Origin of the sequence: Tumebacillus avium (assembly GCF_002162355.1) — a bacterium.
GTDB lineage: Bacteria > Bacillota > Bacilli > Tumebacillales > Tumebacillaceae > Tumebacillus_A > Tumebacillus_A avium.
Genome location: NZ_CP021434.1, coordinates 4958282 through 4974356 on the forward strand (window position 1 = coordinate 4958282; position 16075 = coordinate 4974356).

Below are 16075 nucleotides of genomic sequence, written 5' to 3' on the forward strand. Positions count from 1 at the left end.
TCCTCCTGATCTTCTTCTAATTTCCCAAATCGTTCGACAGCGTGCCACGCTTCTTGCGGTACGCCGCCCGCGAGACCGTGCCCATCGCCGGTTCCGATTTTTTTGCTTTCTGCTGCTCCGTTTCCAGATACTGCGCCAGTTCGGCCACTGTGCCCGCTTCAAACATCACGCGAAGCGGCATCTCCGTCCCAAACGTCTGGCGCAGACGGGAGATGACCTGCGTCGCCAGCAGCGAGTGTCCGCCAAGCTCAAAGAAATTGTCGTGCACGCCCACCTGTTCGACACCGAGGATCTCCTGCCAGATCGCTGCAATCTGCTGCTCCTGCTCATTTCGCGGCAGCACCAGCTCTTGCGTTCCGCGATCAACGCCCGGCTTCGGCAGCTTTTGGCGGTCGATCTTGCCATTTGCTGTCAACGGCAGTTTTTCCATCACTTCGAACGCCGACGGAATCATGTATTCCGGCATCTTTTCAGCCAGGAAGCTTCGCAGCTCTCCCGCTGTGATGTCCTGTTCTTCATGCGGCACCACGTACGCGGTCAGGCGCTTGTCGCCCGGCACGTCTTCGCGCACGATCGCCACCGTTTCGCTGACTTTTTCGTGCTTGCCAAGCTCCACTTCGATCTCGCCGAGCTCAATGCGGAACCCGCGCACTTTCACTTGATGGTCGAGACGGCCAAGGAACTCGATGTTGCCGTCGCACAGCCAGCGCACCAAGTCGCCGGTGCGGTACAGACTACCCTCGCCAAACGGGTTCGTGACAAATTTCTCTTCGGTCAGCTCCGGGCGGTTCAAGTACCCGCGCGCCACCCCGTCGCCGCCGATGTACAGCTCGCCCGGCACGCCGACCGGCACCGGCTGCCGATGCTTGTCGAGCACATACAACGTCGTGTTCGACAGCGCCTTGCCGATCGGTACCGACGCTTCCAACTGGCTGGCGTCTCGGATCAGGCAGGCAGTGGCAAACGTCGTTGTCTCCGTCGGCCCGTACACATGGTAGAACTGCCAGCCGCCCGACCGCGCAAACACGTCGCGCACGTGCGCCACCGACATCTGCTCGCCGCCGGCCAGCAGTTGGCGCACCGCGACCAGGTCTTCCCAGCGCGTTTCGATCATCTGGTGGAACAGCGCTGTGGTCAGGAACAGCGTCGTCACTTCGTATTGGCGGATGACGCGGCCAAGCTCTTCCAGCGACGGCTTCTGACCCGGGAACACGACCAGGCGTCCGCCGTTGAGCAGCGCGCCCCAGATCTCAAAGGTCGCCGCGTCAAACGAGATCGGCGCAAACTGCAGGAACACTTCCTCTTCCGTAAACCGCACATAGTTCGTCTCTTTGACCAGCCGCGCCACCGAGCGGTGCGTCACGCAAACGCCTTTCGGACGACCTGTCGAGCCGGAGGTGTAGATCACGTAGATCAAGTTGTCCGGCCCCGCCGTGTTCGCCGGATTCTCACCGCTTTGCGCCGCGATCGCTTCCGCCTGCAGATCGAGGCAGACCAGCGCCGCGCTGTGCTCCGGCAGGCGCTTGGCCAGCCTACTCGTCGTAACCAGCGCCAGCAGGTCAGCGTCTTCCAGCATGAAGGCGAGACGCTCCTGCGGGTAGTTCGGGTCGAGCGGCACATACAAGCCGCCCGCTTTCACGATCGCCAGCAGTGCGACCACCAGCTCTGCCGATCGTTCCAAACAGACGCCGACCGCCGTCTCCGGCTTCACGCCAAGCGCTTGCAGCCTGCGGGCGAGGCGGTTGGCGCGCAGGTTCAACTGCGCATAGGTCAACTGCTCTTCTCCAAACACCACCGCGACGGCATCGGGCGTTTTCGCCGCCTGCTCTTCAAACAGCTCTTGAATCGACCGGTCGCTCGGATACGGCGTCGCGGTGTGATTCCATCCTTCCAGCAGCATGGCGCGCTGCGTTGTCGACATGACCGGCAGCTTGGCGGTGCTTTGCGCCGGGTCGGCGACCGCCCCTTCAAGCAGCGCGATCAGGCTTTCCTGCATCCGTTCGATCGTCGCAAGATCAAACAGGTCGGTGTTGAACTCCACCCGCCCGTTCAACTCACCTTCCTCGCCTTCCCCGATAAACAGGGTCAGGTCGTATTTCGCCGTCTCCAAGCCGATGTCCAAGCTGCTGATCCTGATCCCTGCCGCTTCGATCGGCGCCCGGTCAAAATTCTCATAAGCAAATGACACCTGCGCCAGCGGCGCATGGCTCAAACTGCGCTCCGGCGAAAGTTCCTCGACCAGCTTTTCAAACGGCACGTCCTGATTGGCGAACGCCCCAAGCGACACTTCCCGCACGCGGGCCAACAGTTCGCGGAAGCTCGGTCCCCCTGACAGGTCGGTGCGCAAGACCACAGAGTTGACGAAAAAGCCGATCAACTCCTCGATCTCAACTTGATTGCGCCCCGACACCGGAGAGCCGACGATGATGTCTTCCATCCCGGAATAGCGATGGAGCAGCACCTTAAACGCGGCGAGCAAGGTCATGTACAGCGTCGCGCCTTCTTGTGCGGACAATTCCCGCACCCGCCGGGCCAGCTCTTTGGGCACCGTAAAGCGGGTCGTCTGGCCGCGATAGGATTGCCGGGCCGGGCGCGGCCGGTCGGTCGGAAGCTGGAGGACGGGAAGCTGCCCGCCCAAATTTTCCCGCCAGTATGCCAACTGCTCGTCCAGCACTTCGCCGGACAGCCACTCGCGCTGCCAGACGGCAAAGTCGGCATATTGCAGCGGCAGCACAGGCAGGTTGGGCTCTGTCCCGCTTGCCTGCGCCCCGTACAGCTCCGCCAGTTCGCGGATCAACACCCCAAGCGACCAGCCGTCGGCGATGATATGGTGCAGATTGACCAGCAGCAGATGCTCCTGTTCGGAAAAGCGCACTGCCTGCACACGCATCAGCGGACCGCTGCCAAGATCGAACGGCACGTTAGCAAACGTTTGCATCAACTCTTCCGTCCGCAATTGCTGTTCACTTTCTGCGGCGCCGGTCAGGTCGACGACCGGCACGTCTATTTTTTGGTCAGGATGGATGACCTGCACAGGCTCCCCTTCTTGAACGCCAAACGTCGTGCGCAGCGACTCATGACGCAGGATCAGCGCCTGCAGAGCAGCTTCCAGCGCCGCAACATCCAGCCTGCCTGCGATTCGGTAGGCCACCGGGATGTTGTACAAAGCGCTGCCCCGCTCAAATTGGTCAAAAAACCACAGCCGTTGCTGCGCAAATGAAGCGGGTATGACAAAAACGTCCTGGTCGACCAGCTCATTTACAGTTTTCATGTCTTCTCTGCCCCCTGTCTGTTACTTCCCCAGCTCGTTTGTGACCTGAGCGCCATTCTGGCGGTACGCCGCGCGGGATACGGCCATCAGGCCCGGCGCTTTTTTCACCGGCGCTTTGGCCGCCTGTAAAGCTCTCGCCTCTGCAGCCAGAAGATCGATCGTCCGCGCCTCAAACATCAGACGCAATGGCAGTTCGATGCCAAACACCTGGCGCAGACGGGAGATGACCTGCGTCGCCAGCAGCGAGTGCCCGCCAAGCTCAAAGAAATTGTCGTGCACGCCCACCTGTTCGACACCGAGGATCTCCTGCCAGATCGCCGCGATCTGCTGCTCCTGCTCATTTCGCGGCAGCACCAGCTCTTGCGTTCCGCGATCAACGCCCGGCTTCGGCAGCTTTTGGCGGTCGATCTTGCCATTTGCTGTCAACGGCAGTTTGTCCATCACTTCGAACGCCGACGGGATCATGTATTCCGGCATCTTTTCGGCCAGATAGCTTCGCAGCTCTCCCGCTGTGATGTCCTGTCCTTCATGCGGCACCACGTACGCGGTCAGGCGCTTGTCGCCCGGCACGTCTTCGCGCACGATCGCCACCGTTTCGCTGACTTTTTCGTGCTTGCCAAGCTCCACTTCGATCTCGCCGAGCTCAATGCGGAACCCGCGCACTTTCACTTGATGGTCGAGACGGCCGAGGAACTCGATGTTGCCGTCGCACAGCCAGCGCACCAAGTCGCCGGTGCGGTACAGACGACCCTCGCCAAACGGGTTCGTGACAAATTTCTCTTCGGTCAGCTCCGGGCGGTTCAAGTACCCGCGCGCCACCCCGTCGCCGCCGATGTACAGCTCGCCCGGCACTCCGACCGGCACCGGCTGCAGATGTTTGTCGAGCACATACAACGTCGTGTTCGACAGCGCCTTGCCGATCGGCACCGACGCTTCCAGTTGGCTGGCGTCTTGGATCAGGCAGGCGGTGGCAAACGTCGTCGTCTCCGTCGGCCCGTACACATGGTAGAACTGCCAGCCGCCCGACCGCGCAAACACGTCGCGCACGTGCGCCACCGACATCTGCTCGCCGCCGGCCAGCAGTTGGCGCACCGCGACCAGGTCTTCCCAGCGCGTTTCGATCATCTGGTGGAACAGCGCTGTGGTCAGGAACAGCGTCGTCACTTCGTAGCGGCGAATGACGCGGCCAAGCTCTTCCAGCGACGGCTTCTGACTTGGGAACACGACCAGGCGTCCGCCGTTGAGCAGCGCGCCCCAGATCTCAAAGGTCGCCGCGTCAAACGAGATCGGCGCAAACTGCAGGAACACTTCCTCTTCCGTAAACCGCACATAGTTCGTCTCTTTGACCAGCCGCGCCACCGAGCGGTGCGTCACGCAAACGCCTTTCGGACGACCTGTCGAGCCGGAGGTGTAGATCACGTAGATCAAGTTGTCCGGCCCCGCCGTGTTCGCCGGATTCTCACCGCTTTGCGCTGCGATCGCTTCCGCCTGCAGATCGAGGCAGACCAGCGCCGCGCTGTGCTCCGGCAAGCGCTCGGCCAGCGCACTCGTCGTAACCAGCGCCAGCAGGTCAGCATCTTCCAGCATGAAGGCGAGACGCTCCTGCGGGTAGTTCGGGTCGAGCGGCACATACAAGCCGCCCGCTTTCACGATCGCCAGCAGCGCGACCACCAGCTCTGCCGATCGTTCCAAACAGACGCCGACCGCCGTCTCCGGCTTCACGCCAAGCGCTTGCAGCCTGCGGGCCAGGCGGTTGGCGCGCACGTTCAACTGCGCATAGGTCAGCTGCTCTTCTGCAAACACCACCGCGACCGCATCGGGCGTTTTCGCCGCCTGCTCTTCAAACAGCTCTTGAATCGACCGGTCGCTCGGATACGGCGTCGCGGTTTGATTCCATCCTTCCAGCAGCATGGCGCGTTGCGTTGTCGACATGACCGGCAGTTTGGCGGTGCTTTGCGACGGGTCGGCGACCGCCCCTTGAAGCAGCGCGATCAGGCTTTCCTGCATCCGTTCGATCGTCGCAAGGTCAAACAGGTCGGTGTTGTATTCCAAGCGCGCGTACAGCTTGCCGGATTCGCTTTCCCCCATGAACAGGGTCAGATCAAATTTTGCCGTATCCAGATCGAAGTCGAGCGGCTGCACGGTCAGGCCCGGCATGGTCATCACCGATTGGTCAAAATTCTCAAACGAGAACATGACCTGCACCAGCGGCGCATGGCTCATACTGCGCTCTGGCGCCAGTTTCGCGACCAGCTGTTCAAACGGAACGTCCTGGTTCGCGAAGGCGCCAAGCGAGCTGTCGCGCGCTTGAGCCAGCAGTTCGCGGAACGTTGGCTCCTGCGAAAAATCGGCGCGCAGCACGATCGTGTTCACGAAAAAGCCGATCATATGCTCCAACTCGCTAAGCTGGCGGTTGACCACCGGCGAGCCGATCAGCAGATCGGTCTGGCCGGAATAGCGGTAGAGGAGGGTCTGGAACGCTGCCAAGAGCGTCATGTACAGCGTCGTCCCTTCCTTGCGGCTCAGGTCTTTGATCTGTTCAGTCAAGCGCTCCGTCAGTTGGAAGCGCAGCGTCTTTCCGTTGTAGGTCTGCTTGTGAGGCCGCGAACGGTCGGTCGGAATCTGCAGAATCGGCAGCGTGCCGCTCAACTGCTCCTCCCAGTAGGCCATCTGCTTGTCCATCCCCGCGCCTTGCAGCGATTCGTTGTGCCATTGGGAATAGTCCGCATATTGAACCGGCAGCTCGGCCAGTGCCGGGACGGTGTCCTGCGAGAAAGCTTCATAAAAGGCGGACAACTCTCTGCGGAAGATCGCGAGCGACCAGCCGTCCGAAATGATGTGATGCATGTTGAAGATCAACAGATGGTCTTCCGGGGCAAACGTAATCAGGCGCGCACGGAACAGCGGCCCGTTCTGAAGATCAAACGGCTTGTGCGCTTCTTCCCGGCTCAACACCTGCGCCAGTTGATCGCGCGCCGCTGCCTCGCATGACGAATGATCTTCCACCGGCAGCCGGAACGGCGTGTTGGCCGCGATCACTTGGCACGGCTCACCGTCCTGCTCGCGGAAGGTGGTGCGCAGCGACTCATGGCGTTCGCACAGCTCATGCAGCGCCCGCTCCAGCGCGGAAAGGTTCAGCGTTCCCCGCAGGCGCAGCGCGCTCGCCAGATTGTACATCGGGTTGCCCGGTTCAAGCTGATCGAAGAACAGCAGGCGCTGCTGGGCAAAAGACAGCGGAAGCCGCCCGTCGCGCGACATCTTTTCAATCCCGGCAACCGTCTCCTTGCGCCCTTCTCGCTCACGAATGCGTTTCGCCAAAAGTTCGACCGTCGGCGCTTCGAACAGACAGCGCTGAGTCAGCTCCACCGACAGGAGGCGGCGCAGGCGGGAGATCACTTGCGTCGCCAGCAGCGAATGGCCGCCAAGTTCGAAGAAATGATCGGTCGCCCCGATGCGCTCCAGACCAAACACCTGAGCCCACACATCGGCCACGATCTGTTCCATCATGCCGCGCGGCGCCACAAAGTCGGCTTCCTCACGGCTCCAGTCCGGCTCGGGCAGCAGTTTGCGGTCGACTTTTCCGTTCGGATTGAGCGGCATGCTGTCGAGGACGAGGATCGCCGCCGGCACCATATAGCCGGGCAGCTTCGCCTTCAACTGCTCCGTAAGTTCACGGCTCAGCTCGGCGCCAGTTGTGCAGTTCCCGACCACGTAGCCGACCAGACGCTTCTCGCCCGAAGGCTCGGCACGAACGACGACGATCGCTTCTTCGACAGCTTCATGCTGCGCCAGAACCGATTCGATCTCGCCAAGCTCAACTCGATAGCCGCGAATTTTGACCTGGTTGTCGATCCGTCCCAAAAATTCCAGCGTGCCATCGGCCATACGGCGCATCAGGTCGCCGCTTCGGTACCAGCGCTGCCCGTCGACCTGCACATATTTTTCGGCCGTCAAATCGTTGCGGCCGTAATACCCGCGGCTGACCGCTGCTCCGCCGATATACAGTTCGCCAGGCAACCCGTTCGGAACCAGATTGCCGTGCGGATCGTACAGCCTCAGGCTGGCATGGCTGAATGGGCGGCCGATGTGAAATTTCCCAAGCGCAGTTCCGCGCGGCACCGGATAGTGCGCGCAGATGATCGTGCCTTCGGTCGGTCCGTACAGCACGTGAATCTGCGCCTGCTGAAACACCTCGTACATCGCTTCCAACAGGTCGGGCGCCACCGCGTCACCGCCGATAAAAATGATCCGCAGGTCGTCATAATTGCTGTTGTCCCGGCCTTCTTCCCGAATCGTCTGCACGATTTGGCGCATCAGGCTCGGCACAGTATGTATCGCCGTATATTGCTCCAGATCGGTGATAAGACGCGGCAGGTCCAGCGCATGCTCGCGGTCGAGCACGACCGTCCGGCCGCCTTTGAGCAGCGGGTGCATCAACTCAAACAGCGCGATGTCAAACGCGACAGACGCGATCCACGGCATCACATCCGATTCCGTAAAATTGAACGCTTCGCCGCTCGTGACCAGCACGCTGCTCAAACTGCCGTGCTCGACGATGACCGCTTTCGGGCGGCCGGTCGAGCCGGACGTATAGATCATGTACGCCATGTCCGATGCCGCCGCTTGATCGGCCGGATTGTCACCCTGATGCGCGGCGATCTGCTCCCAATCTGCATCGAGACAGACCAACTGGCAGGTCAGCTCGGGCAATTTGGCTGCGACCGGCTGCTGTGTGACCATTACCTGCATCTTCGTGTCGTCCAAAATATACGCGGTGCGCTCCTGCGGATAATCCGGGTCGAGCGGAACGTACGCGCCGCCCGCTTTCAAGATGCCGAGCACCCCGACGATCAGCTCCAGCGAGCGCTCTACACAGAGTCCAACCAGCTTTTCCCGGCCGATACCCAGCCCTCGCAGATGATGTGCCAGCCGATTGGCCCGCTCATTCAACTCCCGGTAAGTCAGTGTCTGCCCGGCATATTCGACTGCAATCCGATCTGGCGTGCGCGCCGCCTGCTCCTCAAACAGATGGTGAACCGCCTGGCTCCTGCGAGCATCGTCTGCCATCGCAAGTTCCTCGGCGAGCAGAGCTTCCCGCTCCGCTGCAGACAGCAGATTCAACTGCGCCAGCGGCGTATCCGGCCGCTCGAGGCTGCTCTCCAGCAGGCAGCGGTAATGCCCGATCATCCGCTCGACCGTCTGTGCGGCAAACAAGTTGGCGTTGTACACCCACTCCCCGTACAGGCGGCTGCCGTCTTCGGTCAGGTACAACACCATGTCCTTGCCGGCCGCCGCGAGCGGCCGGATGTTCCCGGCGCCGTACACCAACACCGCTTGGCACACCGCTTCCGGCCGCTTCCCGGCCGCCAGTCCCAACTGCTCCGCTGCCCTTTCGATCTGTTCCGGCGTATTCAGCTTCGCCGCCGCACAATGCGCGTCCACGCGGTTCAGCCAATCGGCAAAGGCCAGTTCGCCTGCTGGCACGGAACGGACATACGCCAGCGGCTCGCTTTCCCGCACAAAGCCGGTCAGCAGATCCTCCTGCTCCGAATAGCGGAACATGAGCGTTTGAAAAACGGCAAACAGCAGTTCAAACAGCTCGACGTCAGCTCGGGCAGCAAAAGTCGCCGCTTCTTCATATATTCGATCGGATATCTCGAACGCGATCCGCTCTTCAGAAAATTCCGCCGCCTGCCGGGCATAATCGGCCGGCAACTGCAAGACGGGCAGTTCTGTCGCGAGCAGTTGTTGCAATTCCGGCCGCAGTCGCCCGTTTGCTCCCAGATCCATCATCGTTTCCAATCTTATCACCTCGAAATTAAGTATAAGTTTTGATTCTCCCTCGTTGCATGAACATTATCAAGTCAGTAATATAAAAACACTATACCATTACACAACACTAAATTGTGACCGGATTTATTAAATTCCCTTACCGAAATCCTAGGATATTTAACACGATTTGTCAACAAACTGACTGTAGTTACTTTAAATTTAATAGATACATATGATTTAGAAATATAAAAAACGCACTCTCCGGGGTGGAGAGTGCGCTTTACCTGTTTCTGGCTAGAGCCCTACACTATTTTCTTTTTGCGGATCGACGGCCTTTGCGTACATGATCAGGCTCAAGATCCCGGCCAGGATCATCGAACTTCCTCCGCCAAGCACGACCGGCACGATGGTAAAGGTTTCGTATAGCCAGCCGGCCGCCAGCATCGACAGCATCATAAATCCATTGTGGATCGACATGACCGTCGTGTTTAGACGGCCCTGGAACTGATAGTCCACTTTCGTTTGCAGCAAGGTTGCCATCCCGATGTTAAACATGACATTCCCGAGGCTGGTGAGCGCGACGCCGACACCTGTCACATAGAAACTCTCATAGACAACGGTCATCGCCATGCCGACACCCATGATCAGCATCCCGAAGGGCAGCATCCGTTCAGTCGGCATTTTCGATTTCGCGACCAGCAGGGAGCAGACCACCATGGAGACACCCTGTACGGTGACCAGAATTGAGAAGGAGCTTTTATCCATTCCCAAAAAGTCGGTGATGATAAAGATGCTCAAGACGTTGATAATCCCGGTGCCCAAGCCCAAGAACACGTTGGTGAACAGGATCGGACGCACGATTTTGTTCGTCCAGGAGTAGCGGAACCCTGCTCCCATATCCTGCATGACGCCTTTGAAACCGCCCGGCGCCTGATTCTTCTGCTCTTCTTCCTGCGAAGCGATCGTCCCGAGCAAAATCGCCGCCAGCACGAACAGCGCGCACGTCAGGATCAACGCATTTACACTGCCGAGTTCAAAATAGAGGAACGTGCCGAGCGACGGACCGATCACAAACATCCAACTCGTCGACATCTGGCGCAGATTGGCCGCCTGTCTCCGGTCATCCAGCGGCACGAACTGCATCATAAACGCCGACTGCGGAGCCCGGAAGAAAACGGTGCCGATCGCCGACAGAGCGGCTACCGCGTAGACCAAAATCATCGACTCCTGATAAGCGGCCACCATCAACAGCACCATCACCACCGCACGGAATCCGATCGAGCCGACCAGTGTGCGCTTGCGGTTCCAGCGGTCGGCCAGCACTCCGACAAAAAAGCCTAAGAAAAAGATCGGCGCAAACTCAAAGAACTGGTTGATCGAGACAGCGACCGCAGAATTGTTGGAGATGTCCATCACCATGTACATCAAGGTCATGTTGCGAATCCAGTCGCCAAACTCCGAACACCATGTCGCCATCCAGAAACGTAAAAACTTCGGATTTCCGCGAAGAAAAGCGAGCATCAAAACTCCTCATTCCGTCTTGAATTTTGGAACCATCGAGATAAAGAATTGCCAGATATCCTCGTCCGGCGCATGTGTTGCTGCACCGTATTCCTGCTCCCATCTGTTGATCAAATCCCGCAGTTCCTCTTGCATCTTCTGGCGCCCCTGCGGAGTTAAGTACAGCACGCCGAGGTTGGTCGAAGGGACGCGTTCTGTCTGCTCCCCGCCCGCTTCCTGCTCTTGGGCGTGCTCGACCGCATTCTGATAGGCCTCCAGATACTCGTCGACCATGGCGCGGCCAACTTGCTTTTGGAGAATGCTGAGCGCCAGATCGGCGCTGCCCTGCCCGCTCTTTTGAATGCGCAGGCTCTTGTCGACCGGCAGATAAAATTTTTCGATCACGCCGCCGCGCTCGCGGGTCTCCACCAGTTGCAGCAGCCCGGCCCGGTGCAGTTCTCTGACGTGATAATGTACTTTCGATTTCGGAATGCCTAATCGTTCAGCTAATTGAGTAACCGTTCGCGGCTGGAAGTCGCTGAATAAGCTCATCACTTGCACACGTACTTTATGGGATAATGCTTTCATTTGATCGATCGAATTGATTTCGTAGGACAGCGGAGATTCCCTCCTGTTCGCAGAGCGGTCTATTTTTTTAAACGGGTCAAGAAAATTTGACCGTGTATCCATCATAGCTTCCTTCCGCACAATTTGTCAACGCGAAGAAAACCGATTATAATTTCAAAAAACGTAAGTGAGGAGTTGTTCGAGTTTGACAAAACAATTTTACGCTGCGCCGGTTGAGCATCTGCGCCTGCAGGGCGACTTCTTGGCATTTGCCATTCATGGAACGGAAGCCGAGCAGATTCGTGTCGAAGTCAGCGGCACAGAGGACTATCAGCAATCGGTCACCGTTGAAACGTCCGCTTCCGAAGTCTCGGTTCATGCCCATCCCCGCCCGTTGCTGATCGGTCAAGACACGTCCACAGAAAGCTCGCCGATTCTCGTCGAAGACCGCTCGGGCCGGATTGACCTGTATGTTCCGACAACCGTATCGCTGACCGTCTCGTGCAGCGGTGGCGGAAGTGGCGAAGCGAAGATCCCGCTGCATCGGGCAGCCCTTGTGTTAGAAGGCGCGTTTTCGCTGACCTGCAGCCAAGTCAGGGACGCCGAGGTGACCGTAAACGGCGCAGGGTCGGTCGTCATCAAGCAGATCGACGGCACCTGCACGGCCGTTGTCAACGGAGCGGGGCATGTCCACCTGCAGTCCGGCACGCCCGATCGCCTGCACGCCCAAGTCAGCGGCCCTGGCAGCTTCACCGCTGCTGTCACCGCACAGGAAGCGGATCTGAGCATGTTCGGCAGCGGGTCGATCACCGTCGACGCAGTTCAGGGACGCCTCGTCGAAAACCGTCTCGGCAGCGGCACGATCACCGTCAATCAGCAATAGCCCACACACAAAAAAGCAACCGGCCGCTCTCAGTGAGCGGGCGATTGCTTTGCCTGTCAATCAATCTTCGCGCTTTGGCCTAAGCTCATGCAAGAGTTTGGTCAACGCGCGTTTTTCGATCCGGGAGACATAAGAGCGGGAGATTCCCAGCTCCTCGGCGATCTCGCGCTGTGTTTTCTCTTCCCCGTCCGGCAGTCCGAAGCGGCCGCGGATCACCTCTTGCTCCCGTTCGTCGAGCATGTTCATCCGCGAATAGATCTTCAACTTCTCCAGCTTCAACTGCACCTCGTCAATGACATCGTCCGTTTCGGTGCCGAGCACGTCGATCAAGGTAATTTCATTGCCCTCTTTGTCCGTTCCGATCGGGTCGTGCAGCGAGACGTCTTTTCTGGTTTTCTTAAGCGATCGCAAATGCATCAAAATCTCATTTTCAATACATCTCGCCGCATAGGTCGCGAGTTTGGTTCCTTTGTTCACCGAATAGCTTTCGATCGCTTTGATCAGCCCGATCGTGCCGATCGAGATCAGATCTTCGCTGTCCTCTCCGGTGTTTTCGAACTTTTTCACGATATGGGCGACAAGACGCAAATTGTGTTCGACGAGCACGTTGCGGGCATTTTCGTCCCCATCGGCCATCAGCAGCAGATTTTTCCGCTCATCTTCTTCGGAGAGAGGCTGCGGAAACGCATTGTTTTTAATGTAAGAAACAAACAGCGTGATCTCTTTGAGCAGCAACGCAACCGCGGTCAAAAACCCAGGCATCAGTCTGTCACCTCCCACTACGATTCACCCACCGCTCCGGAAGTGGGCTAGTGTGTTTCAATATATGTGAGGGTGCTTGTTTACTGTGCCTGTACAATCGCTTGCAAACAGGATTTCTAAAGGTTCGACAGCTTTTTAAGGTTTCGGCAGCGCGTTAAAAATCTGCAAGGCGACTTGCTCGGTGGCGCGGGTGCCGGTCGCCGACTCGGCCATGACGGCCACGACGTATTTCGGCTTGTCAACCGGGCCAAATCCGGCAAACCACTGGTGGTTCGCATTCGGGTCGCCGGTCTGCGCCGTCCCCGTTTTGCCGGCGACGGGGAACTGCGCTTTTGCTAAGATATGCGCCGTGCCGTCCGGAGAGGATACCACTTCACTCATCCACTGCTTCACCTGGTATGCTGCCTGGCGGTCGATGACCTGCTTGCGCTCCGCCGTTTCAAAATCTTTATAGAGCAGCCCGTCCGGCGTGTGCAGCGATTCGACCAGACGCGGTTCGCGAGCCATGCCATTGTTCGCGAACACAGCCATCAGGTGCGCCGCCTGCAGCGGTGTTGTGCGCACGTCTTCCTGCCCGATCCCCGTGTTGGCGAGGAAGCGGTCCGAAGAGCCTTCCTTCAGGAAAACGCTGCCCGGGTCTTCTCCGTAAAACTGCGACTGTTCCCCGCTCTTCAGCCCAACCGCAGCGCCAAGGCCCAATTTTTTCGCATAGGTGTCGATCTCGGTGCGGCCAAGCTTCATCGCCATCTGAGCGAACGCCACGTTGCACGACTCGGCAAACGCCTGCTCCGCCGTCACGGTGCCGTGCTTTGTCCAGCAGTTCAGGCGACCGTCGCCGATGTCGATGTAGCCGGGGCATTCAAATTTGTCGGTCGGCGACACCACGCCCGTCTCCAAGGCGGCTTGGGCGATCACCGATTTGAAAATCGAGCCTGGGAAATACGCCTTCAAGGCGCGGTTGACCGGATACTGGTCGCCGTCGACCGGCTCGGTCTGGTCGTAGTTGGGACGGGAGGCCATCGCCAGCACATCTTCCGTTTCCGCATCAAGCACGACGACCGCCCCTTTGTTCATCCCATAGCGGTCCATCGCCTGCTCCACCGAACTTTGGATGTCGTGGTCGAGCGTGGTTTTGACGGAGAGCGACGGATTCTGCTCGGTCGACTCGCGGATGCCTAAGCCGTTGATCGGGCGGTCATAGTTGTCGGAGTAATAAGCGATGGTGCGGGAGATGCCCAAGCCGCGCAGCTCCTCCTGATATTGAAACTCCAGTCCCATTTTGCCGATCTTCTCATCGAGCGGATATTTGCCGCCCCACGTGTTGGCGACCAGATTGGGGTCTTCGCCCAAAAAGCCGATCGTGTGCCGGGCGACAGACAGGTCGTCATAGCGGACTTTGACCTCTTTGGCGTAGATGCCGGTCAGGTTCAGCTTGCGCACCGAGTCGGCCTGTTCCGGAGTCAGGTTGACGGCGCGCTTGTTGCCGCTCATATCGGGCAGACGGAGCAGAAACGGCTCCGTTTTTTCCTGCAAGGCCGCCAAAATGTGCTCGGTGCTGGTATTGAGCAGCAGCGCCAGTTCGTTGATCTTGCTGCGTTCCAAATTCTGCTGCCAGACGGGCAACACGACGATGCCGTTGATTTTGCTGCCGGTCAGCGATACACCGTTGCGGTCGAGAATATCGCCGCGTCCGGAATCGAGCTCGAATTTCTCCCGGCGCTGCTCGACGGCCGACGCGACCAGATCATGACCTTGCATGTCGTGCGCCGAGAACTGAATATAAGCCAACCGCCCGCCCAGCGCCACGATGCCGAGTGTGCAGAGCGTGAGCACCGCTGCGGTGCGGCGTTGAATTTTGCGATGCATAATTTCCATAACAGTCACACTTCCTTTCCCTTCCCAGTGTGACCATGATTGATGCAAAAAAAACGGAGCAACCCTTGTTAACGGGTTGCTCCGGTAGTGGCAAGGACACCTTTGACGATGTCGTTGACTTTGGCGACGAGGATGTCGATCGCCACACGGTTCTGGCCGCCTTCCGGGATGATCAGGTCGGCGTATCTCTTGGACGGCTCGATGAACTGCATGTGCATCGGGCGAACGATGCCCATGTACTGCTCAACGACCGATTCGATCGAGCGTCCGCGCTCTTTGATGTCGCGCAGCACGCGGCGGATGATCCGCACGTCCGCATCGGTGTCGACAAAGATCTTGATGTCCATCAGATTGCGCAGCCGCTCATCTTCGAGCGCCATGATGCCTTCCAGCACCACGACCTGCTTCGGCTCGACGCGCTCCGTGTAATCGTCCCGCGTGTGCTCGGCGAAATTGTAGATCGGCTTTTGGATCGCTTCGTTATTCATCAGCATGTGCAGATGTTCCAGCAGCAGATCGTTGTCAAACGCATGCGGATGGTCGTAGTTGGTCTGCACCCGCTCGGCCATCGTCAAATGCGACTGGTCTTTGTAATAGTTGTCCTGCTCGATCAGAACGATGTTTTCCGGATCGATGTTGCGCGTGATCTCGCGGGCAACAGATGTCTTGCCAGAGCCTGTCCCTCCTGCGATCCCTATCAGCACCGGTCTGTGCATCTGTTCCTTCCCCTTTCTGTACTGCCTGTCTACTTTTTAACCGAGAGGGACACCCCGTCCCCCAAGGGTAGAAACGTCGTCTCATATCCTGGATGATTCGCGAGCAGTTCGTTGTATTCGCGCAGGCGGTTGATCATCGTGCGAAGCTTGTGCTTGACTTCCTCCTGGCCGCTGACCATGCCTTGGAACAAAATGTTGTCGGACAGCAAAACGCCGCCCTTTTCCAAATGCGGATCGAGCAGTTCCAGAAAGCGCGGGTATTGCCCTTTCGCCGCATCGAGGAAAATAAAATCGTACATGCCCAAGTCCCCGATTCGCTCCAGCGCATCCCCTTCCAAGAGCTCGATGCGCGCGCTTAGTCCCGCCTTGGCAAAATTCGCCCGGGCCTCCGCCGCACGCTCTGCATCCCGCTCCAGCGTCGTGATCACAGCGTCGCACGCTTCGGCCATCACGATCGCCGAATAGCCGATCGCCGTGCCCACTTCCAAGATCCGACGGGGCTTGGCAATCTTCAGCAAGACTTGCAAAAAGCTCACCGTCTCCAGATCGAGAATCGGGACAAAGCCTGCTTCCGCCTGCTGCTCCATCTCCTGAAGCAAAGGATTGCGCTCCGGCACCAGGCCGCGCAAATAAGCAACGAGTGTTGGATCGATCATAATTGCAAAACTCCTTCTCAGGACACAAACAGATTCATGTTATCACAAAACCCATTCTCCTGTATAGGACAAT

Annotated in this window: 8 protein-coding genes and 1 pseudogene; 1 reads left to right on the plus strand and 8 read right to left on the minus strand. The window is 58.7% G+C overall.

Annotation, left to right across the window (positions count from 1 at the left end):
* Positions 1–16 precede the first annotated feature (16 nt).
* The 4 genes from CBW65_RS22950 to CBW65_RS22965 all read right to left on the minus strand — a co-directional run bounded on the left by CBW65_RS22950 (position 17) and on the right by CBW65_RS22965 (position 11236).
* Complete coding sequence (locus tag CBW65_RS22950) at positions 17–3271, minus strand: non-ribosomal peptide synthetase (RefSeq protein ID WP_087458878.1); 3255 nt, start codon at positions 3269–3271, stop codon at positions 17–19.
* A gap of 21 nt (positions 3272–3292) precedes the next feature.
* Entirely contained in the window at positions 3293–9064 is a 5772-nt protein-coding gene (locus tag CBW65_RS22955) for a non-ribosomal peptide synthetase (RefSeq protein WP_232463571.1), read from the minus strand.
* 273 nt (positions 9065–9337) lie between these two features.
* Positions 9338–10564: an MFS transporter gene (locus tag CBW65_RS22960; RefSeq protein ID WP_087458880.1), complete on the minus strand. Its 1227-nt coding sequence runs from the start codon at positions 10562–10564 to the stop codon at positions 9338–9340.
* A gap of 9 nt (positions 10565–10573) precedes the next feature.
* Positions 10574–11236, minus strand: a complete 663-nt coding sequence (locus CBW65_RS22965) for a helix-turn-helix domain-containing protein (RefSeq protein WP_087458881.1) — start codon at positions 11234–11236, stop codon at positions 10574–10576.
* Positions 11237–11315: 79 nt separating this feature from the next.
* Between CBW65_RS22965 and CBW65_RS22970 the strand changes: the two genes are divergently transcribed.
* Entirely contained in the window at positions 11316–11993 is a 678-nt protein-coding gene (locus tag CBW65_RS22970; RefSeq protein WP_087458882.1) for a GIN domain-containing protein, read from the plus strand.
* 60 nt (positions 11994–12053) lie between these two features.
* On the opposite strand, the gene sigK is transcribed toward CBW65_RS22970, so the two are convergent.
* The 4 genes and pseudogenes from sigK to CBW65_RS22990 all read right to left on the minus strand — a co-directional run bounded on the left by sigK (position 12054) and on the right by CBW65_RS22990 (position 16002).
* Complete coding sequence (gene sigK / locus CBW65_RS22975; protein WP_087458883.1) at positions 12054–12755, minus strand: RNA polymerase sporulation sigma factor SigK; 702 nt, start codon at positions 12753–12755, stop codon at positions 12054–12056.
* A 135-nt stretch (positions 12756–12890) separates the two neighbouring features.
* Positions 12891–14630 carry a peptidoglycan D,D-transpeptidase FtsI family protein gene (locus CBW65_RS22980; protein ID WP_087458884.1) on the minus strand — a complete coding sequence of 580 codons (1740 nt, stop codon included), beginning with the start codon at positions 14628–14630 and terminating at the stop codon, positions 12891–12893.
* A 68-nt stretch (positions 14631–14698) separates the two neighbouring features.
* A pseudogene (udk, locus tag CBW65_RS22985) lies at positions 14699–15352 on the minus strand (uridine kinase); the annotation flags it as partial.
* A gap of 23 nt (positions 15353–15375) precedes the next feature.
* A complete protein-coding gene (locus tag CBW65_RS22990) occupies positions 15376–16002 on the minus strand; it encodes an O-methyltransferase (protein ID WP_087458886.1) in 627 nt (208 codons plus the stop codon).
* Positions 16003–16075: the final 73 nt, after the last annotated feature.